This is a genomic window from Streptomyces sp. NPDC043996, from assembly GCF_056435225.1.
The window spans coordinates 181,724-201,119 of sequence record NZ_JBWKEY010000019.1; the positions used below are offsets into that span (position 1 = coordinate 181,724).

The 19,396-nt window shown below is 74.4% G+C and carries 17 protein-coding genes and 1 pseudogene; 5 read left to right on the forward strand and 13 right to left on the reverse strand.

Annotated elements, in window-relative coordinates; all coding sequences use genetic code 11:
- Positions 1 to 30: 30 nt before the first annotated feature.
- The 3 genes and pseudogenes from AC07A4_RS37575 to AC07A4_RS37585 all read right to left on the reverse strand — a co-directional run.
- Positions 31 to 993: pseudogene (locus tag AC07A4_RS37575) on the reverse strand (NAD(P)/FAD-dependent oxidoreductase); the annotation flags it as partial.
- Positions 990 to 2,528, reverse strand: coding sequence for an FAD-dependent oxidoreductase (locus AC07A4_RS37580; RefSeq protein ID WP_478608015.1), 1,539 nt, complete (start codon positions 2,526 to 2,528; stop codon positions 990 to 992). The pseudogene AC07A4_RS37575 and the gene AC07A4_RS37580, both read right to left, overlap by 4 nt.
- On the reverse strand, positions 2,525 to 3,985 hold the full coding sequence (locus tag AC07A4_RS37585; protein ID WP_478608017.1) for an FGGY family carbohydrate kinase: 1,461 nt from the start codon (positions 3,983 to 3,985) through the stop codon (positions 2,525 to 2,527). Before AC07A4_RS37585 ends, AC07A4_RS37580 begins: the two co-directional genes overlap by 4 nt.
- Before the next feature lie 469 nt (positions 3,986 to 4,454).
- Between AC07A4_RS37585 and AC07A4_RS37590 the strand changes: the two genes are divergently transcribed.
- Both AC07A4_RS37590 and AC07A4_RS37595 read left to right on the forward strand, forming a co-directional pair.
- Positions 4,455 to 5,450, forward strand: coding sequence for a hypothetical protein (locus AC07A4_RS37590; protein ID WP_478608019.1), 996 nt, complete (start codon positions 4,455 to 4,457; stop codon positions 5,448 to 5,450).
- Between the two features lie 97 nt (positions 5,451 to 5,547).
- Positions 5,548 to 7,074: an amino acid permease gene (locus AC07A4_RS37595; RefSeq protein ID WP_478608022.1), complete on the forward strand. Its 1,527-nt coding sequence runs from the start codon at positions 5,548 to 5,550 to the stop codon at positions 7,072 to 7,074.
- A 123-nt stretch (positions 7,075 to 7,197) separates the two neighbouring features.
- Here AC07A4_RS37595 and AC07A4_RS37600 read toward each other — a convergent pair whose 3' ends face one another.
- A complete protein-coding gene (locus tag AC07A4_RS37600; RefSeq protein WP_478608024.1) occupies positions 7,198 to 7,353 on the reverse strand; it encodes a hypothetical protein in 156 nt (51 codons plus the stop codon).
- A gap of 124 nt (positions 7,354 to 7,477) precedes the next feature.
- Here AC07A4_RS37600 and AC07A4_RS37605 point away from each other — a divergent pair, with 124 nt between their 5' ends.
- Positions 7,478 to 8,449 carry an ArsR/SmtB family transcription factor gene (locus AC07A4_RS37605; protein ID WP_478608026.1) on the forward strand — a complete coding sequence of 324 codons (972 nt, stop codon included), beginning with the start codon at positions 7,478 to 7,480 and terminating at the stop codon, positions 8,447 to 8,449.
- Positions 8,450 to 8,477: 28 nt separating this feature from the next.
- Here the strand turns inward: AC07A4_RS37605 and AC07A4_RS37610 are convergent, their stop codons facing one another.
- From AC07A4_RS37610 to AC07A4_RS37620, 3 genes are all read right to left on the reverse strand, one after another.
- Positions 8,478 to 9,209, reverse strand: coding sequence for an SDR family NAD(P)-dependent oxidoreductase (locus AC07A4_RS37610; RefSeq protein WP_478608029.1), 732 nt, complete (start codon positions 9,207 to 9,209; stop codon positions 8,478 to 8,480).
- Positions 9,210 to 9,305: 96 nt separating this feature from the next.
- Entirely contained in the window at positions 9,306 to 9,494 is a 189-nt protein-coding gene (locus AC07A4_RS37615; RefSeq protein WP_361837354.1) for a hypothetical protein, read from the reverse strand.
- Between the two features lie 124 nt (positions 9,495 to 9,618).
- On the reverse strand, positions 9,619 to 10,971 hold the full coding sequence (locus tag AC07A4_RS37620; protein ID WP_478608033.1) for a radical SAM protein: 1,353 nt from the start codon (positions 10,969 to 10,971) through the stop codon (positions 9,619 to 9,621).
- A gap of 262 nt (positions 10,972 to 11,233) precedes the next feature.
- Between AC07A4_RS37620 and AC07A4_RS37625 the strand changes: the two genes are divergently transcribed.
- The gene (locus AC07A4_RS37625; protein WP_478608036.1) at positions 11,234 to 12,604 is read left to right on the forward strand and encodes a CAP domain-containing protein; all 1,371 of its coding nucleotides are present in this window, start codon (positions 11,234 to 11,236) and stop codon (positions 12,602 to 12,604) included.
- Between the two features lie 71 nt (positions 12,605 to 12,675).
- Entirely contained in the window at positions 12,676 to 12,948 is a 273-nt protein-coding gene (locus tag AC07A4_RS37630; protein WP_478608039.1) for a DUF1876 domain-containing protein, read from the forward strand.
- Between the two features lie 27 nt (positions 12,949 to 12,975).
- Here the strand turns inward: AC07A4_RS37630 and AC07A4_RS37635 are convergent, their stop codons facing one another.
- The 6 genes from AC07A4_RS37635 to AC07A4_RS37660 all read right to left on the reverse strand — a co-directional run bounded on the left by AC07A4_RS37635 (position 12,976) and on the right by AC07A4_RS37660 (position 19,387).
- A complete protein-coding gene (locus AC07A4_RS37635) occupies positions 12,976 to 14,004 on the reverse strand; it encodes a Gfo/Idh/MocA family protein (RefSeq protein WP_478608042.1) in 1,029 nt (342 codons plus the stop codon).
- Positions 14,001 to 15,044, reverse strand: a complete 1,044-nt coding sequence (locus AC07A4_RS37640) for a Gfo/Idh/MocA family protein (RefSeq protein ID WP_478608045.1) — start codon at positions 15,042 to 15,044, stop codon at positions 14,001 to 14,003. Before AC07A4_RS37640 ends, AC07A4_RS37635 begins: the two co-directional genes overlap by 4 nt.
- Before the next feature lie 50 nt (positions 15,045 to 15,094).
- The gene (locus AC07A4_RS37645) at positions 15,095 to 15,958 is read right to left on the reverse strand and encodes a carbohydrate ABC transporter permease (RefSeq protein WP_478608048.1); all 864 of its coding nucleotides are present in this window, start codon (positions 15,956 to 15,958) and stop codon (positions 15,095 to 15,097) included.
- Positions 15,951 to 16,898, reverse strand: coding sequence for a carbohydrate ABC transporter permease (locus AC07A4_RS37650; RefSeq protein WP_478608051.1), 948 nt, complete (start codon positions 16,896 to 16,898; stop codon positions 15,951 to 15,953). The genes AC07A4_RS37645 and AC07A4_RS37650 overlap by 8 nt, the downstream gene beginning before the upstream one ends.
- Positions 16,895 to 18,160, reverse strand: a complete 1,266-nt coding sequence (locus AC07A4_RS37655) for an ABC transporter substrate-binding protein (protein WP_478608053.1) — start codon at positions 18,158 to 18,160, stop codon at positions 16,895 to 16,897. Before AC07A4_RS37655 ends, AC07A4_RS37650 begins: the two co-directional genes overlap by 4 nt.
- Positions 18,161 to 18,259: 99 nt before the next feature.
- Entirely contained in the window at positions 18,260 to 19,387 is a 1,128-nt protein-coding gene (locus AC07A4_RS37660) for an ROK family protein (RefSeq protein ID WP_478608055.1), read from the reverse strand.
- Positions 19,388 to 19,396 lie beyond the last annotated feature (9 nt).

The window sequence follows — 19,396 nt, forward strand, 5'->3', positions numbered from 1 at the left end:
CCCGTACGCAGGTCAGGAGGCGTGCCCGGCGGCGAGGTGGCGGAGGATCGGGGCCGCCGCCCGGCGGCCCTGTGCCGCCGCCGCGCCCGCCCGGTGCACCGCGTGCACCCCGTTGCCCACGGCGAACACGCCGGGCACCGCCGTGCGGAAGGCGGCGTCGACCGCGGGGCCGCGGGTCGCGGGGTCCAGGGGGACGCCGCCGCGGCGGGCGAGTTCGTGGTCGGGGACGAAGTCGCCGGTGAACACGGCGGTGTCGCAGGCGAGGAGGGCGCCGCGGCCGTCGCGGTGGCGTACGCGCACGCCGGAAAGGCGGGCCCCGCCGAGCAGTTCGGCCACCTCGGTGCCGGTGAGCAGCGGGACGCCGTACCGCAGCCGTGCTCGGGCGGCGGGCCAGGGCGGCGCCTGGCGGCGCTCGCCCGGGGTGACCTGCGCGACGACGTCGACGCCCGCGCGGCGCAGGGTGTCCAGGGCCGCGTACGCCACGGGCTCGGCCCCCACCACCACCGCGCGGGAGCCGACGTACTGGCCGTGGAGGTGGACGGCCTGCTGGAGTTCGCCGGTGGAGTAGACGCCGGCGGGCCGGGTGCCGGGGACGAGGCGGGCGGCGCGCGGGCGTTCGCGGGCGCCGGTGGCGAGGACGACGGCGCGGGCGGTGATCCGCTCCAGGCCCGAGGGCGAGGTGGTGTCCAGGGTGCGCGGGCCCGCCCAGGCGGTGGCGGTGACCTCGGTGCGCACGCGCGCGCCCGCCCGCAGGGCCGCCGCCACGCGCAGGCGGGCGTAGCGGGGGCCGCTCGTGCCGGGGACGGCGACGCCCAGGAGCGTCCGGTCGCCGAAGCCGCCGTGGTGGCAGTGGCGGGGCACGCCGCCCGCCCGCGCCTCCCGCTCCAGGACCTCGACCCGGCCCGCGCCCGCGGCGGCGAGCGCGGCCGCGGCGGCGAGGCCGGCGGGCCCGGCGCCGACGATCAGGACGTCGACGGCGCGCTCGCGCCTCATCGCCCCTCCTCGCGCGGGGATGCCTCGCGCGGGGATGCCTCACGCGAGGGCGCCTCGCGTGAGGACGCCGCACGCGGGGCCGCGCCGCACCCTTGGGGGCCGCCGCCCCGCGCCCGCCCTTCGAAGAGCTCCCGTACGGCGGCCCCGCAGGAGAAGCCCTGGCAGCGGCCGCCGCGCGCGCGGGTGCGGCGGCGCAGGCCGTCGAGGGAGGCGGGCGCGATGGTGGCGCGCAGGGCGTCGCGGATCTCGCCGCGCGTGACGCGTTCGCAGTGGCAGACGATCCGGCCGTAGTCGGGGTCGGCGGCGATGAGGTCGCCGCGCTGGTAGGGGCGCGGGAAGGCCTCGCCGAGGTTGGGCATGCGCACCGGCGCGAGCTCCGCGCTCTCGCCGAGCGCGAGGCCCGCCTCCGCGAGGAGCTCCGTGACGTGCGCGGCGATGGCCATGGACGCCGTCAGGCCGGTGGAGCGGATGCCGCCGACGGTGACGTACGCCTGGTCGGGGCGGGCGTGGATCTGGTAGTCGTCGTCCTCGGTGGCGGCGCGCAGTCCCGCGTAGACGGCGGTGACCTCCTCGTCGAGGAGGGCGGGCAGCACGCGCGCGCCTTGCTCGCGCAGCCCGGCGAGCCCCGCGGCGGTCGAGCCGGTGGCGGTCTTGTCGTCGAGGTCCTCGGCGGTGGGGCCGAGCAGGACGTTGCCGAACACCGTGGGCGCGACGAGGACGCCCTTGCCGAGCGCCGTCGGCACCGGCAGCAGGATGTGGCGCACCAGGTCCCGGGCGAGCTTGTCGAAGACGATGAGCTGACCCCGGCGCGGCGTGACGGTGAAGGTGTCGTGGCCGAGCATGCGGTCGACGGCGTCGGCGTGCAGGCCCGCCGCGTTGACGAGCCAGCGGGTGCGCAGCTCGCCGCGTCCCGTGGTCAGGGTGTGCGGGGTGCCCGCACCGGGGTCGGCGGCGGCCACCGCCGTGACCGGGCAGTTCAGGTGCAGGTCCGCTCCGGAGCGCACGGCCTGCGTCGCGTACGCCAGCGGTGTCGTCCAGGGGCAGATGACGCTCTCGCCGGGCACGGCGAGCGCGCCGAGCGCCCCGGGGCCGAGGTGGGGTTCGCGGGCGCGGACGGCGGCGGCGTCCAGGAGCGTCGCGTCGTCGTAGTGGTTGCGCCGCGCCTTGTCCTGGAGCGCGGGCAGGGCGGCCAGCTGCTCCCGGTCCCAGGCGACCAGGAGCGCGCCGACCGGCTCCACGGGGATGCCGCTCTCGGCCGCGTACGCCTTCAGGCGCCCGTAGCCCTCGCGGACGAGGCGCGCTTCGAGGGAGCCGGGCACGGCGTCGAAACCGGTGTGCAGGATGGCGGTGTTGGCCTTGGAGGTGCCCTCGCCGACGTCGCCCGACGCCTCGACGACGGCGATCCGCAGGCGGTGGCGGGCCAGTTCGCGGGCGAGCGCGGCGCCGACGACTCCGGCGCCGACGACGGTGACGTCGTACGGCTCGTCGGGGAGGGCGCCGGTCCGGGTGACGCCCCCCTTTCTGGGCGGGTTCACGACGGGGTGCGCGCCGACGGCGCGTCGCGTTCCAGCAGTGACGTCACGGCGGCGCGGAAGGCGGCGCGGCGTTCGGCCGCCTCGTCGGCGCTGACGCGCGGTTCGTAGACGGCCGTGGGCCGCCAGCGGGGCACGACGTCGCGCAGGGTGAGCCCGGGGTCGAGGCCGAGGCGGGCCACCGCGCCGACGCCGAGCGCGGTGACGTCGGGCAGCGCGGAGACCTCCACGGGCCGCTGGAGCAGATCGGCCTGCGTCTGCATGAGCAGGGCCGAGCGGGTCAGGCCGCCGTCGACGCGCAGGCCGCGCAGGGGCTCGCCGAGGTCGGCGGCGACCGCGTCGGCGAGTTCGGCGACCTGGGCGGCGAGGCCCTCGCACAGGGCGCGCACCAGGTGCCCGGGCCCGGTGTCGAGGCCGAGGCCGGTCAGGGAGCCGCGCACGTCGCCGCGCCACCAGGGGGCCGCGAGCCCGGCGAGCGCGGGCACGAAGGTGACGCCGCCGCAGTCCGGCACGGCGGAGCCGACCGCGTCCAGGTCCTCGGCCCCGCCGATCACGCCGAGGTCGGTGAGCCAGCGCACGGCGGACGCGGCCGTGTACACCTGGCCGTCGAGGCAGTAGCTGCTGCGGCCCGCGAGGCGCCAGGCGACGCAGCCGACCAGGCCGGAGTCGCCGCGGCGCGGCCGGGTTCCGGTCTGGGCGAGCAGGAACGCGCCGGTGCCGTAGGTGCACTTGGCGCTGCCGGGCTCGGTGACGTCCTGGGCGAGGAGCGCCGCCTGCTGGTCGACGAGCAGACCGGTCAGGGGGACCTCGGCGCCGAAGGCACCGGTGGTGCCGACGGGTCCCGCGGCGTCCACGACGCGGGGCAGCTCCTCGCCGTCGAGGCCGAAGAGGGCCAGGGCGCGCTCGGACCAGGTGACGGAGTCCAGGTCGAGGAGCTGGGTGCGGCCCGCGGTGGCGGCGTCGGTGACGAAGGCGCCGGTGAGCCGGTGCACCAGCCAGGCGTCGCTGGTGGTGACGACGCCGCGCCGGGTGAGGTGGCGGCGCACCCACGCCATCTTGGGCGCGGCGAAGTAGGGGTCGAGCGGCAGTCCGGTGAGGTGCTTCAGCTCGTCGGCGTGCGCGGACAGCTCCCGGCACAGCGGGTCGGCGCGGCGGTCCTGCCACACCAGGGCCTCGGTCAGCGGTGCGCCGGACGCGGGGTCCCAGGCGAGGACGGTCTCGCCCTGGTTGGCGAGCCCCACGGCGGCGACGGGCTCGCCCGCGCGCTCCAGGGCCTCGCGTCCGGCGGCGAGGACGGAGTCGAGGAGCTCGCCGGGGCTGACCTCGACGCGGCCGCCGGGCAGATGGCGGGGGCGCACGGGCGCCGTACCGGAGGCGATCACACCGCGCTCGGGGCAGACGACCAGGGCCTTCGTGCCTGAGGTGCCCTGATCGACGGCGAGGACCGGGCCGCCGCTCATCGGCGGCCTCTCCCGCGGCCGGGCGCGAGGGCCCGGTGGTAAGTCGTGATCACTGCGGCAGAGTGCTACAGGGGGCGCGGGGGCGTCAAGAGAGGACGCTTCCCAAATGTCGCGTTCCGGGCCCGTGTTGAACAAGTGAGAACCCAAACGTCACACCGGCGCGCCGCGTTGACACAACTTGGTCAAGAAAGATCCGAGGACTGCCCAGTAATCGGAAGACTCGGCTCTACACTGACCGCCGAACAACAACGCTCACTCGTACATCAGTTCATCACGCGCGGCACTCACGGAACGCACGCGGCCCAGGGAGCGCGCGGGACGCACGGACCACCGCCCGCGGCACCCCGGACCACCACCCCCACGGACCACCGCCCCACAACCCCACAGGACCACGAGCCCACACCCAGCAGATCGCACCCGCGGCCCGGATCGCACCCGCTCCGCCGTCAGAGCCCAGAGGACCAAGCCGATGCCCTTAGCCCGCCCGGTGTATCACCCGGCCGGTCATGACGCGCCGCTGCGCGCCGTGCTCCAGGACCTCAAGGCAGGCCGCTGGGTGTCGACGAGGAACCTGCTCACCGAGACCCCCGACTGGGGCCTGTGGACGCAGCGCACCCAGATCCTGGCGGCCGCGGTCGCCGGGTCCGACGTGGTGCGCGCCTGGCTCGCCGAGGAGCCGCGCAGCGTCGCCGCGACCGTCCTGCACACGCGGGTCACGGTGGAGCGCGCCCTGCGCGCGCACCGCGCGGGCCACCGGCACACCAACGACCTGTGGCGCGAGGCCAACGCCGCCTGCCGCGTCGCCTCGCAGACCTCCCCCGAGGACCCCGTGCCGTGGATCTGCCTGCTGGCCCTCGCGCAGCTCGACGAGGGCCAGCGCTGGGACGAGCACCGCGTCGCCGCGCCCGAGCCGATGCTCTTCCCCGGCCCGTGGCAGATCCTCGCCGAGGCCGACAAGCGCGACCCGGGCAACCGCGAGGCATACCACCGCATGCTCCAGTTCGCCTACCACCGCAGGCCCGGGGCGCCGCTCACCGAGGCGGTCAACTTCGTGCACTGGGCGTCGGCTTCGGCGCCCGCGGGCTCGCCGCTGCACCTGCTCCCCTTGTATGTACGGGTGGAGCGCTACCGGCGCGAGGGCGGCAGCGAGCGGGCCCTTGACCTGCACTGGATCGCGGAGGACGCGACGCGCGGCGCGCTCAGGGCGCTCCAGCTGTGGTTCGACCACACCCGGCCGGAGGCGGCCTCGCTGCTCGACCTCAACTACCTGGCGCACGCGCTGTGGGGCGCGCACCACTTCCACGACGCGGTACGGGTCTTCGAGGCCCTCGACCCGTTCTTCGCCGTGGTGCCGTGGACGTACCGCACGCAGTCACCGAACGACGCGGACGCGGCCGCCGAGGCGTTCACGCAGGCCCGCACGCGCTGCTACCACGCCGCGCGCGGCCCAGGCCCGCGCGACTGACACCCCGCGCACCCCGTACCTCCGCACACCCCCGCATACGCACGACACCCACCCCCCCGCACTTCCGCACCCCCGCTCTCCCCCGGAGGTTTGACCAGTGTCACGCACCACCGTGTCGAGTTCCGCCTCGATACCAGCGCTGCCCGACGAGGAGCAGCGGCTGAGAGAACTCGGGTACCAGCCCGTCCTGGCCCGTCGCATGGGCGGCTTCGGCAACTTCGCCATCAGCTTCTCCGTCATCTCCATCCTGTCCGGCTGCATGACGCTGTACGGCTTCGGCCTCGGCACCGGCGGGCCCGCGGTCATGATGTGGGGCTGGGCCGGCGTCGGCCTCATGGTCCTGTTCGTGGGCCTGGCCCTCGCCGAGGTCACCAGCGCCTATCCGACGTCGGGCGCCCTGTACTACATGGCGGACCGGCTCGGCGGGCGCCGCTGGGGCTGGTACACGGGCTGGCTGAACCTCCTCGGTCTGCTGGGCGCGATCGCGGGCATCGACTACGGCGCGGCGCTGTTCAGCGGGGCGCTGCTGAGCATGCACACGGACTTCACGCCGACCCCGGGCTCCACGTTCGTGATCTTCCTGGGCATCCTCCTTGTGCACGCGCTCCTGAACCTCTTCAACGTCCGCCTCGTCAGCCTCCTGAACTCCATCTCCGTGTGGTGGCACCTGGCGGGCGTCGCGGTGATCGTCGGCGTGCTCGCGGTCGTGCCCGACTCGCACCAGTCGCCGTCGTTCGTGTTCGGCGAGTTCGTCAACGACACCGGCTGGGACAGCCCGCTGTATGTGTGCATGATCGGTCTGCTCCTGGCGCAGTACACGTTCTCCGGGTACGACGCCTCGGCGCACCTGTCGGAGGAGACCTCCAACGCCTCGGTGACCGCCGCGCGCGGCATCGTGCGCGCGATCTGGGTCTCCTGGATCGCCGGGTTCGTGCTCCTGGCCGGGCTCACCTTCGCCATCCAGGACTACGTGGGCACCCAGGAGACCAAGACCGGGGTGGAGCCCGCGCAGATCTTCATCGACGGGCTCGGCACCTCCGGCGCCACGGCGCTGATGCTCATCGTGATCGTGGCGCAGCTGTTCTGCGGCAACGCCGAGACGGCCGCCGCCAGCCGCATGGTGTTCGCCTTCAGCCGTGACGGCGCGCTGCCGGGCTCGGGCCTGTGGCGCAAGGTGAGCCTCAAGACGCAGGTGCCGGTGCCCGCGGTGTGGCTCTCGGTGGGCCTCGCGGGCGTCATCGCGCTGCCGTCGCTGTACTCGGAGACGGCGTACGGCGCCGTCACCGCGATCAATGTCATCGGCATCACGCCCGCCTACGCCATCCCCGTGCTGCTGCGTCTGAAGGCGGGCGACCGGTTCCAGCCGGGGCCGTGGAACCTGGGCCGCTGGAGCAAGCCGGTCGGCTGGATCGCGGTGTGCTGGGTGGCCTTCGTGACGGTCCTGTTCTGCCTGCCGCAGTCCTCGCCGGTGACCGCCGAGACGATGAACTACGCGTCCATCGCGCTCGCCGTGGTCCTGGTCCTCGCCACGGTGTGGTGGTTCGTGGCCCGCCGCTCCTACAACACCCCGGCCGCGTACGGCTCGGACAAGGAGCAGGCGGAGATCGCCGAGGGCATCATCTAGGGCCCTCCTGCGGGATCTCCGCGGCCTCGCGGCGCCCGGCACGCACACTCGCCGCCGGTCATGACGCGGGGCGGGGCCCGCCCCCTCGTCCGGGCCCCGCCCCGCGCCGTGCCGCGCGGGCCGTCAGGTGACCGCGCGGCCGCCTCGGGCGTGGAGCGGCGGCACACGGCCGTGCTCCTCGCCGCACGCCGGGGCGGTCAGGCCGACGCGCGCCCCCTGCCACCGCCCCACGTGCCGCAGGGCCCCCACGACCGGTGCGGCGTCACCGCCGCGCGTCACGTTCCGCCCCTCGCCGTACACCAGCCAACTGCCGTACGCCGTGCGGGAGTAAGGAATTCGACGACGTTCGAATGGCCGGGACGACGCGTCCGGCCGTGCCCCTGGCGCGGCTACGCTCCCAGGCGTGATCCACGCGCTCTTGGACGCGGAGTCCGTCGGCCGGGTCCGCATCGCCCTGTCCCCCGCGCTGGAGGCCGTCTGGTGGCTGCGGTACGCCGTGACCGGCGGCCGGCACCCCGTGTTCGGCGACCCGGGGGCCGCGGCCCGCTGGGCGCTGCGCCACCGTGACGTGCGGCTCGTCGCGCAGTGCCTGTCCCTGCCGGGCGGCCCGACCTACATGCCGGACCTGCTGACGCCCAAGCCCGCCGCGGGCCCCGCGGCACGCGCCTTCGCCGGGCAGTTGCAGGCCATGGACGGCACCTCGCCGGAGGAGGCCGCGTTCCAGGTGTGCCAAGTGCGCTTCCTGGACGGGCCGGTGCCCGGGGACGTCCTGGACGCGGTGGAGTCGGGAACGTTCGCCGCGCGGGCCGCGAACGGTCTGCGCCAGTTCTGGCAGGACGCGGTCGCCGACGGCTGGGGCGGCCTGAAGTCGGTCCTCGACGCCGACGCCGCCGCCCGCTCCACCGACATGGCCACCTACGGCGTCGGACACCTCCTCAGGTCGCTGCACCCCGACATCACCTGGGCTGACGGCCGTCTGACGGTCCGCAAGAACTACGAGGAGACCATCCCGTTCCACGGCGCCGAAGTGGTCCTCGCCCCCATGGCCGCCTCCTGGCCCCTGGTCAGCGTGCAGCTCGGCGAGCCGGACAACGCGGTGCTCGGCTATCCCGCGGCGGGCCTCGGCGCCGCCGCGGACCGGCCCCGGCGGCCCGGCGTGGCCCGGCTTCTCGGCAGGAGCCGGGCCGCGCTGCTCGGCGACCTCGCCGCGCCCCGCACCACCGGCGAGCTCGCCGCCCGCCACCAGCTGGCGCCCGCCACGGTCTCGTACCACCTGGGCGTCCTGCACCGCTCCGGCCTGGTCCTTCGCGAGCGGGACCGGAACGTGGTGCGCTACCGCAGGAGCGCGCAGGGCGACGCGCTGCTCGGGGACTGAGGGCGGCGCCCGGCGGGGCCGTGTCCCCTCACATCCCGCCCGCGACGCGCAGGACCGCGCCGGTGGTGAACGAGGCGTCGTCCGAGAGCAGCCAGGACACCGCCCCCGTGACCTCGTCGGGGCGGCCCGAGCGGCCCATGGGGATGGTGTCGGCGAGCTTGGCGGGGCGCTCGGGGTCCTCGTGGAACCCGGTCCAGATGATGCCGGGGGCCACGCAGTTGACGCGGATGCCGAGCCGGGCGACCTCCTTGGCGAGGCCGACGGTCATGGCGTCCACGGCGGCCTTCGTCGCGGCGTAGTGGACGTACTGGCCGGGGCTGCCGAGGGTGGCGGCGGCCGAGGAGATGTTCACGACGGCGCCGCCGCCGGTGCGGGTCATGTCGCGCACGGCGCGGCGGGCGCACAGCAGATAGCCGAGGACGTTCACGTCGATCGCGCGGCGCATGCCCGCGGCGTCGGCCTCGGCGAGGGGGCCGTTGGGGCCGCTGACGCCCGCGTTGTTCACCAGGCCGGTGACGGGGCCGAGTTCGGCGGCGGCCCGGTCGAAGAGGCGGTCCACGTCGTGTTCGTCGGCCGTGTCCAGGGCGACGGTGACGCAGCGGCGGCCGGTGTCGCGCACGGCGTCGGCGGCCCGCTCGGCGGCCTCGGCGTCCGAGCGGTAGCCGAGGGCTATGTCATGGCCTTCGCGGGCCAGGCGCAGACCGGTCGCGGCGCCGATGCCGCGGCTGCCGCCGGTGATCACGGTTACCCGCTGGGTCATGAGGTGCCTCCGGCCTCGGGGATCTTGTGGCCGCAGTGTACGAGGCGACGCGGCGGGGCCCGGGGGGTCGCCCCGGGCCCCGCCGCTCACGTCACGTCACGGGGCGAGGCACCCCGTGACCGGCACCTCCGCCGGGACGCCCAGGTTCGCGAGGTCCACGAGGCCCGTCACCTCCTGGACCGCGCAGTCGACGGTGGCCACCGGGTCCGGGACGGCACTCGCGGGCGCGGCGACCGCGCCGAGCAGGGCCAGCGTTCCAACGGCAAGGGCAGCGATACGGCGCATGAACAGCCTTTCTGCGGATGAAATGGGTGGGTCTCCGCAGAGCTGCCCGACGTGTTGTCCCGATATCCGCCCCATCACCCGGAAGAGGACGCTGAATCGATCCGGCACCGCGCCCTCAGGCGCGTCAGACCCGCTCGGGCGCCTCGGGCGCTTCGGGCACGGCCTGCTCCGCCGGGAGGCTGTCCATGAAGGAGCTCACCGAGAACACCGCGTTGCCGGGTCCCGCCGGGCCGTATCCGGGCGGCGAGGACAGGCCGAACTCCTCCATCGTCGCGCGGTACTCCTGGAGCAGCCGCACGTGGTACTCCAGGGGCGCGCCGAGCGGGTTGGCCTTGCCGAGCGGCGTGGTGGGCTCGGGGCACCAGGTGGTGAAGCGCGGGGTGATGCCGTGCGCCATGAAGTAGCGCAGGCCCTCGACGGTGGAGTCGATGGCCTCGTCGACGGACTTGAAGCCGAACGGCTCGGCCATCTCGACGCCCGCGACGAAGTTCGGGATGACGTTGCGCGCCCCGAAGACCTCGGCGGAGTCCAGGATGCGGCGGTGCCACTCGTCGCGGCCTACGTAGCGCTCCTTGCCGGGGCAGTAGCGCTCGAACAGATACGGGTCCCAGACCTCGTAGTTCGGGTGGTAGATGCGCACCCCGTAGTCGTGGAAGCGCTGGACGTCCTCCTTGGGCAGCGCCTGGGCGACGACCTTGCCGATCCAGCGCCCGGGGAAGCGCTCCTCGATGGCCTTGGCGTACTGGCCGTAGAAGTCGGCCTCGTCCTTGCCGCCGATGGTCGAGGTGACCGCGCCGCCGGTGAGGGTGTAGGCCGTGGAGGTCTTCGCGGTGTCGTACTTGTCGATGATCTCCAGGGCCTCCAGGACCTCCTCGACGGGCTTGACGCCCGTGTAGGGGCGGCCCGCCGCCTTGTGCTGGCGCCAGTTGTGGTTGATGTCGCAGTACTGGCACTCCTCCTTGGCGCCGAAGTACTGGCACACCCGGAAGACCGTGAGGTAGATCAGGTAGCCCCACTGGATGGTGGGCGCGACCTCCATGACCGACTTGCCGTTGGCGAGCTTGTGCCGGTAGTACTCCGGCATCGGCGGCACGCCCACGTCCGAGATGCGCTCGCCGTCCAGGTACAGGCCGAGCATTCCGTCGGCGTCGGCGGCCACGCGGTAGGGCGAGGACGGGTTGACCCGCACCGACACCACGGTGCGGCGCAGCTCGTAGGGGCCGCCGGTCAGGACGATCTCCTCGGGCGGGCGGCGCAGGGCGGCGGCGCCGAGCTCCGGCAGGGTGCCGTGGTCGAAGGAGAAGATGAAGTACGACTTGGGCTTGACGTCCCCGGCGGCCTCGTTGGCGCTGTCGCTGAGCGCCGACTCGTCGAAGGCCATGCCGCCGCGCAGCAGGTCCTCCTTGATCACCGCCTCGCGCGGCACGCTCGGGTGCCGCTGCATGAGTCCTTCGATCAGCTCCGTACGCCTGGGCATGGGGCGGGCACCTCGGATCCTGTCAGAGTTGTACTGAATTGAGCTTGTTTGTCGGCTTTCACCGGTGCGGGTGGGATCGCCACGCGCAGGGTCCACGCTAATACCGGCCCGCGCGGCGCCGAATCCGCCTCCGGTCGTGGGCGCGCGCCCGGCCCCTCCGCCGGGCGCCGGAGCCGGGAACCCCGGCGGTCGGCCCGCGCGTTGTCCAGGGCAGCGCCCGGGCTGACGCGGGCACCACCGACCCGACCGACAGGCGGCGCCGATGAACGAGCTGGTCCCGGGAGGCAATCTGCCGCTGCCGGACGGCAGCCTCACGCTGCGCGTCCCCGGCCCCTTCGACCTGTCGGCCCTGATCACGGGCGACAGCGGCAAGGTCGCGGGCGACACCGACTTCGTGTTCTACAACCAGCCCGCCACCTCCGGCGCCCGCCTGAGCGGCGACGCCCTCACCGTGGACGCGCGCCGGCTGCGCTCGGGGGCGAGCCGCGTCACGCTCGTGGTCAGCCCGGCCGAGCCCGACACGCCGCTCGGCCGGCTGCCCTCGATCGTGCTCCAGGTCAGCGGGGAGCGCGGGCAGGCCGTCGCCCGGTTCGCCCCGCCGCGCCCCCGGGCGGAGACGGTGCTGCTGCTCGCCGAGATCTACCGCCGCGGCACCGCCTGGAAGCTCCGCGCCCTCGGCCAGGGGTACGCGGACGGGCTCGCGGGCGTGGCCCGTGACTTCGGCCTGGAGGTCACCGAAGAGCCGACCGCCGCGAGCGAGGCCCTCACCGTCGTGCTGCCGCGCCCCCTCGCCCCCGCCGCGGCACCGCCCTCCGGCGGCCACGCGCCCGCGCGGGCCCCGGCCGCGCCGCCCGGGCCGCTCGGGGAGTTCCTCTCCCTGGTGAACGCCGCACGGGCCGACGCCGGTGCGCCCGCCGTCCAGCTCGACGCACGGCTCACCGAAGCCGCCCGCGCGCACGCGGCGGGCATGGCCGCGCACGGAGCGCTCGGCTCGGACGGCCCGGACGGCACCTCCCTGTACCAACGCGTGGCCGCGGGGGGCTACGCGTACCTGACGATCGGCGAGCACCTGGTGTCGGGCCCGCGCACCCCGGCCGACTTCCTCGACTACTGCCTGGGCGACGGCCGCTCCCGGCGCACGGTCCTCGACCGGGCGTACCACCACGTCGGCCTCGGCCAGATCACTGACAGCCGCTCCGGGGACGTGTTCTGGACGGCGCTGTGGGCCGAGCCCTCCACGCCCCAGGGCCTCGCCCGGTGCACGGCGGAGGTGCTCGCGCTCACCAACGGCCACCGGGCGGCGGCCGGTCTGCGCCCCCTCGCCCCCGACCCCCGCCTCACCGCCGCCGCGCAGGCGCACAGCACGGACATGGTCGTCCGCGCCTTCTACGCGCACACGGCGCCGGACGGCAGCGAGCCCTGGCACCGGGCCGCCGCCGCGGGCAGCACGCACCGCGCGGTCGGCGAGAACATCGCCTGCGGCCAGCGCTCCCCCGCCGAGGTCGTCCAGGGCTGGATGGACAGCCCCGGCCACCGCGCCAACATCCTCAAGCCCGCGTTCACGCACCTGGGCGTGGGCCTCGCGGGCGGCGGCCGGGCGGGGACGTACTGGACGCAGCTGTTCGGCGGCTGACCGCGTTCGCGTTCCGTCCGCGCGGGGCGCACCCTGGAGACACACGGGGTGACCCCTGGAGGTGATCCGTCATGACCACGCTGTCCGGTTGGCATGTGGAGCTGGAGTTCACCGAGGACGGGCACCGCACGAGAGCGGCGGCCCTGCTCCGGCTCACCGACGGTAGCGAGATGAGGGCGCACGGCTACGCGATGCGCCACCCCTCCGACTCCGAGCAGCTGCGGGTCGGAGAGGAGATCGCGGGCGCGCGGGCGCTCATGGATCTCGCCGGACAGCTGCTCGGCAAAGCGCACACGGAGATCGACGAGGCGGCGGGGCGGCCCTCGCATCCGCTGAACCGCTGACCGCCCGCCCGTAGGCGCCGGGTGGTCCTAGCCCGCCCCCACCGGTACGGGCATGCCCGTGCGCGCCGACGCGTAGCCCGCAGCCACGATCCGCAGCGTGCGCAGGCCGCCCTCGCCGTCGGCGACGTCCATGCCGTCGCCGTCGGCGTTGGCGTCCGGGCCGAAGAGGAACGCCCGCAGCATCCGCTCGTCCAGGTCGACGCCGAAGGGCAGCTCCAAGGACCGGCCGTGGCGCTCGCTGTAGCCATGGACCTTCTGGTCGAAGGCGTCCATCTCCAGGGTCGCGCGCTCGCCGATCACGGTCAGCTCCAGGCCGCCCCAGGAGGGGTGCGAGCGCGGGTGCGACCAGCTGCAGTCGAGGGTGGCGACGGTGCCGTCGTCGTAGGCCACGGTGACCAGGCCGCTGGTCTCCGCGGTGACCTCGCCCGCGTACAGGAGGTTGTTGGTCTGCGCGTACACCTCGACGGCGCGGGCCTGGAGCAGGTCGTCGAGGAGGTCGGCGAGGTGGACGGTGTGGTCCATCAGGGCGCCGCCGCCCGCGAGTGCGGGGTCGGCGAACCAGCGGCGGTCCCGGTTCGGCATCCGGCCGTTGTTGGCGCCGGACACGGCGAGCACCCGGCCGGTGTCGCCGGAGCCCACGGCGCGTTTGAGGGCCGCGTACGCGGGGCTGAAGCGCACGGGGTGGGCGACCGCGAGCCGTACCCCGGCCGCGCGGCACGCGGCGACCATCGCCTCCGCGTCCGCGACGGTGGCCGCGAGGGGCTTCTCACACAGCACGGCCACGCCGTGCCCGGCGGCGCGCTCCACGAGCGGGCGGTGGCGGGCGTTCTCCGAGCAGACGACGACGGCGTCCGGACGCCAGGCGAAGACGTCGTCGTAGGTGTCCGCGTACGGCACGGCGAGGGAGTCCGCGACGGCGCGGCCGCGCACCTCGCCGGGCGCGGCGAGCGCGGTGTCCGGGTCGCTGCCCAGGACCTCCACGCCGGGCATGTCCCGCAGCAGCCGCAGATAGGCGGCCGCGTGGACGTGGGCGAACGACAGGACGGCGACCTTCATCGGCTGGTCTCCTTCAGTTCCACGGCGCGGCCGGTGCGGCTCGACTCGATGGCGGCGCGGGCGATGCGCACCGCGGCGACGCCGTCGGCGGCGCGCACCCGGGGCTGTGGCGCGGCGCCGTCCCAGGAAGCGGCGAACTCGCGCAGCTGGGTGAGGTAGGGGCTCTCGGTCAGGGGCGTCGACGGGATGCCCTCGCCCGGGGCGCGCGCTCCTCGCGCGGTGACGCGCAGGCCGGGGACGGCGGCGGAGTCGTGGCACAGCAGCCCGTCGGCGCCCGCGACCCGGAACGTCGTGCGGAACGGCTGGTCCGGCAGCCCCCACAGGCCGCTCACCTGGCTGAGGGCGCCGGAGGCGTGGGTGAGCACGGCGGTGGCGGTGACGACCTCGCCGCCGGTGCCGGTGGCGTGCTCGGCGCCCCGGGTGCGGGCGTGCACCCGTACCACGTCACCGGCGAGCCAGCGGGCGATGTCGAGGTCGTGCACCATCAGGTCCATGAGGACGCCGCCGGACTGGGCGGGGTCGCCGAACCACGGCGCCCACCGGGGGCGGGCGGCGGCCCGCGTGAGGCGCAGCACGGCGAGCGTCCCGAGGTCGCCGCGGGCGACGGCGGCGCGCAGCGCCGCGTACGCCGGGAAGTAGCGCACGACGTGCGCCGGGTGCAGCGCCACGCCCGCCGCTGCGGCGGCGTCGGCCATCAGGGCCGCGTCGGCCACCGTCAGGGCGAGCGGCTTCTCGCACACGACGTGCCGCCCCGCCGCGATCGCGGCGAGCGCGAGGTCCTTGTGGGTGGGGGTGGGGGTGCAGACGTCCACGGCGCGGCACCCGGCGAGCAGGGCGTCGAGCGTGGGGGCGGCGGTGACGGGGTGGCCGCGCGCGGCGTACTCGTCGGCGAGCTTCTCGGCGGACCTGTCCACGGTGTGCACGGCGACGGTGGCGCCGAGTGCGAGCCAGCCGGGCAGATGGGCGCGGGCGATGCCGCCCGCGCCGATCATGCCGATGCGCAGTGGTTCCAGTCGTGCCAGTGGTGCCAGTCGTGCCAAGGAAGACAGCCCCTTTCTGGGTGAGTGCGGGGGTCGGCTGGGGGTGGGTGTCAGCTCTTCGACCCGGAGAAGGCGACGCTCTGCACGAAGTGCCGTTGCAGCAGGACGTAGACGACGAGCATGGGCAGGCTGGCGATGAGGGAACCGGCCATCATCACCGGGTAGTTGGTCTCGTACTGGCCCTCCAGGGAGGTCAGGCCCGCGCTGATCGGCATGGCGGCCGGGTCGGTGTTGACGATGAGGGGCCACAGCAGGTCGTTCCAGGCGGTCATCGCGGTGATGACGGCGAGCGCGGCGAGCGCGGGCCTGATCAGCGGCAGCATGATCGACCAGAAGACGCGGAAGGAGCCCGCCCCGTCGATGCGGGCGGCCTCCTCCAGTTCCCTGGGGAGCGCGAGGAAGGCCTGGCGGAGCAGGAACGTGCCGAACGCGCTGAACATGCCCGGCAGGAACAGGGCGGGCGCCGAGTTCAGCAGGCCGAGGCTCTGGATGATGTCGTACTGCGGCAGGACCAGGAGCGAGCTCGGCACCATCAGGACCGAGAGGAACAGGCCGAACAGCAGGTCGCGGCCGCGGAAGCGCAGGCGCGCGAACGCGTAGGCGGCCAGCGAGCAGAACACGAGCTGGCCGACCGTGCGGCCGAGGGCGTTGAGCACGCTGTTGGTGAGCATCTCGCGGAAGGGCAGCGCGGTGAACACCTCGTCGAAGCTCGACCAGCGCCAGTGGTCGGGCAGGACGGTGGGCGGGACGCGGGAGACCTCCGCGAGGGACTTGAAGGCGGTAAGGAGCTGCCACACGAACGGGAAGACCATCGCGAGGGCGCCGAGCGCGAGCACGAGGTGCGTCGCGAGCGTGCCGAGGTCGCGCCGCCCGCGGGAGCGTGCGCCGGTGGCCTTGGTGCGCGCGTCAGCCATAGTGCACCCACTTCCTCTGGAGGCGGAACTGCACATAGGTGAGGCCCGCGATGAGCAGCATCAGCAGGAAGGCGAGCGCGGCGGCGGCGCCCTGGGCGTTCTCCGTGAACGCCCACTTGTAGAACAGGCCCACGACGGACTGGGTGTCGCCGACCGCCGGGTTGCGCTCGTTCATCATGATGTAGATGAGGTCGAAGGTCTGCAGGGACTGGATCATGCAGATGACCGAGGCGAAGAAGACCGTGGGGCTCAGCAGCGGCAGCGTGATGGTGAGAAAGCGCCGCAGCGCGCCCGCGCCGTCCAGCTCCGCGGCCTCGTAGTAGTCCTGGGGGATGGCCTTGATGCCCGCCATGAAGATGATCAAGTAGTAGCCGGTGGTCGACCAGACCATGACGGCGCCGATCGCGAACACGGCGGTCGAGGGGTCGGAGACCCAGTAGTGCCGGTCGGCGCCGAACCAGCCGAGGGCCTCGTTGAGGAGCCCGAAGTCACCGTTGTAGAGCCAGTTCCAGACCAGGCCGACGGCGACGGGGAGGGTCACGAACGGCACGAAGTACAGGGCCCGGTAGACGGCGACGCCGCGCAGTCCGCGCCGGTTGAGCAGCGCCGCGATCACCAGGGCGAGGGGCAGCGCGAGCAGGCCGATGCCGCAGTAGACGAGGGTGTTGCCGAGGGCCTGCCAGACGGTGACGTCCGTGACGACGCGGGCGTAGTTGTCGCCGCCGGTCCAGGTGTGGCCGCCGAAGGGGCCGAACTCGGTGAAGCTGAAGGACAAGGTCTGGATCATCGGCCAGAAGTAGAAGAGCGCGAAGCCGAGGCCGAGCGGGGCGATGAACAGGTACGCGGCGCGCTGGTCGCGGCGCCCGGGACCGGTGCCCGCGCCTCGGGCGGCACGCCGGTCGGCCGCCTTCGCGGCGGCGGTCGCGGGGAAGACACTCATCGGTCGCGCTCCTCCTTCAGGGCCCGGTCCATCTGCTCGCCCAGGGTGCGCGCGGCCCCCTCGATCCCGCCCTTGCCGCTGAACGCGGCGCCGAGGAGCGGATACTGGAGGTTCTCCCAGACGGCGGTGTTCTTCGAGCTGGGATAGGGGACGGCGTACTTCTTCATGTCGATGAAGGACGTGAGGTCGAACTCGGGCATCGACTTCAGCCAGGCGTCCTGCGTCCCGGCGTAACTGGAGATCGTCACGCCGAGCTTGGCCTGGATCTCGGCGGCCTCACGGCCCGCCATGAAGTGGACGAACTTCCAGGCCGCCGCCTTCTTGTCGCTCTTGGCGGAGATCGCGTTGGCGAGGCCGTGGATGACGGTGGCCCGGCGGCGCCCCTTGGGCAGGACGGTGACGCCGCCGTGGTCCTTGAGCGCGGGCACGGCGTACATCTGCCCGGACATCGCCGACACGTCGTACACCATGGCCGCCTTCTCCGACCAGTAGCGCACCCGGGCGACGTTCTCGACCATCGCGCTCTGCGGCGGCGACCAGCCACGGTCGATCATGTCGGTGAGGAACCGCAGGCCCTCGACGGTCCGGTCGTCGCCGAACCCGGAGCGGCCGTCGCGCAGGACGTAGCCGTCCGCGGCGAAGACGGTCGGGTAGATGACGAACTGGCGGTGCATCTCGGCGGCGAAGCCGTGCACGCGCTCGTGCGGGTCGGTCAGCTCGGCGGCCGCGGCGCGCAGGTCGTCCCACGTCCAGGTGGAGTCGGGGTAGGGGACGCGCGCCTTGTCGAAGAGGGCCTTGTTGTACCAGAGCCCGATGGTGTCGAAGTCCTTCGGTACGGCGTACTGGGTGCCTTCGTAGGAGTAGAGCCGCACGAGCTGCGCGGGGTGGCGGTCCATCGGGGTCGCGTCGCGCGCGATGTGCTCGGAGAGGGGTTCCAGGACGCCGTGGGCCGCGTACAGCTGGAAGTTGACGGCGTTCATCCAGAAGACGTCGGGGGCGGTGCCGCCGCGCATGGCCGTCTTCAGGGTGGTCCAGTAGCTGGCCCAGGGGGTGAGCTCGATGCGCACGGAGATCTCGGGGTTGCGCTCCTTGAACGCCGCGATGATCCGCCGCATGCCCGGCACCTGCGCCGGGTCCCACATGCCGTACGACAGCGTGGTGCGGCCGCCGCCGTCGGTGCCGCCGTCCTGGCCGGAGCAGGCGGCGAGCGCCGGTGCCGACGCCGCCGCGAGGCCGGAGCAGAGGAGGGTCCTCCTGCGCATGCGCGCCTCCGCTTGGGATTGGGGTCAAAAGGGCCGGAAAAGGCCGGAGAAGGCCGGGAAACTATTGGGGGTCGGCCGGGGGGGGCCGGACGGGCCCGGCTAGTCGGTCTGGTCCGCCAGCAGTTCCTCCTCCACGCGGTCGAGTGCCTTGCGTACGGCGCCGAGGGCGACGCCGCGCTCGCCGAGGGAGCTGAGCGCGACGCGCGGCACGTGCAGGGTCAGCGGGCGCAGCCGCTCCTCGAGGAGCGGCACGAGGTGGGCGCCGAGCGGTGCGGCGCCGCCGGTGAGGACGACCAGTTCGGGGTCGACGGCGAGACAGAGCGCGGCGATGCCGGGGGTGATCCGGTCGGCGAAGTCGGCCACGGCGGCGAGCGCCCGGGGGTCGTCGGCCGCGGCGGCGCGGGCGAGCGCGGCCACCTCCGACTCGTCGGCCCGGCGCTCGCCCGGCCAGGCGAGCGCCTCGTGCGCGGTGTTCAGGCCGAGCAGCGGCAGCAGGCCGAGCTCGCCCGCGCCGCCCCTGCCGCCGCGGTGCAGCCGTCCGCCGATGGTCAGGGCACAGGAGACGCGGTGGCCGGTGAGGACGCACACGACGTCGCCCGCGAGCGTCGCGGCCCCCTGCCAGCGCTCGGCGAGGACGGCGAGGTTCACGTCGTTCTCGACGAGGGTGTGCCCGGCCTCGCCGTCGGACAGCAGCCGCCCGAGGTCGACGCCGGACCACTCGGGCACGACGACGGAGGTGACGTGGCCGCCCGCGGCCACCACGCCGGGCACGCCGACGCACCGGGCGAGCACGGCGTCGCGCCGCACGCAGCGGCCGTCGAGGAAGGCGTCGATGCCGCGCTGGAGCACCTCGAGGCGGGGGCCGCCGCCGAGCCGGGGGTCGACGTCGGCGCGTTCGGCGGCGAGGACGGTGCCGCCGAGGTCGGCGAGGAGCAGCACCATCTTGTGCAGCCCGATGTCGGCGCCGACGACGTACCCGGCCTCGGCCCGGAACCGGAACCGCCGCGCGGGCCGCCCGCGCACCCGCTCCCCCGCGCCCGCGTCGGCGACCAGGCCCCGGCCGCCGAGGTCCTCCAGGGCGGCCTCCACGGTGGGCCGGGACAGCCTGGTGCCCGCGGCGAGTTCGGCGAGGGTCTGCGGGCTGCGGCGGTGCAGGGCGCGCAGCACGACGACGGTGTTCAGTCGGCGCAGATCGGCCAGGTCATGGCCGCGCGTCCGTTTTCGCATCACTTCTGC

Excerpts from the sequence above, each read along its gene's own strand:
- AC07A4_RS37585 (WP_478608017.1), bottom strand. The coding sequence starts at position 3,985 with ATGAGCGGCGGCCCGGTCCTCGCCGTCGATCAGGGCACCTCAGGCACG.
- AC07A4_RS37610 (WP_478608029.1), bottom strand. The coding sequence starts at position 9,209 with ATGACCCAGCGGGTAACCGTGATCACCGGCGGCAGCCGCGGCATCGGC.
- AC07A4_RS37645 (WP_478608048.1), bottom strand. The coding sequence starts at position 15,958 with ATGGCTGACGCGCGCACCAAGGCCACCGGCGCACGCTCCCGCGGGCGG.
- AC07A4_RS37650 (WP_478608051.1), bottom strand. The coding sequence starts at position 16,898 with ATGAGTGTCTTCCCCGCGACCGCCGCCGCGAAGGCGGCCGACCGGCGT.
- AC07A4_RS37635 (WP_478608042.1), bottom strand. The coding sequence starts at position 14,004 with ATGAAGGTCGCCGTCCTGTCGTTCGCCCACGTCCACGCGGCCGCCTAT.
- AC07A4_RS37630 (WP_478608039.1), top strand. The coding sequence starts at position 12,676 with ATGACCACGCTGTCCGGTTGGCATGTGGAGCTGGAGTTCACCGAGGAC.
- AC07A4_RS37615 (WP_361837354.1), bottom strand. The coding sequence starts at position 9,494 with ATGCGCCGTATCGCTGCCCTTGCCGTTGGAACGCTGGCCCTGCTCGGC.
- AC07A4_RS37625 (WP_478608036.1), top strand. The coding sequence starts at position 11,234 with ATGAACGAGCTGGTCCCGGGAGGCAATCTGCCGCTGCCGGACGGCAGC.
- AC07A4_RS37660 (WP_478608055.1), bottom strand. The coding sequence starts at position 19,387 with ATGCGAAAACGGACGCGCGGCCATGACCTGGCCGATCTGCGCCGACTG.
- AC07A4_RS37655 (WP_478608053.1), bottom strand. The coding sequence starts at position 18,160 with ATGCGCAGGAGGACCCTCCTCTGCTCCGGCCTCGCGGCGGCGTCGGCA.
- AC07A4_RS37590 (WP_478608019.1), top strand. The coding sequence starts at position 4,455 with ATGCCCTTAGCCCGCCCGGTGTATCACCCGGCCGGTCATGACGCGCCG.
- AC07A4_RS37620 (WP_478608033.1), bottom strand. The coding sequence starts at position 10,971 with ATGCCCAGGCGTACGGAGCTGATCGAAGGACTCATGCAGCGGCACCCG.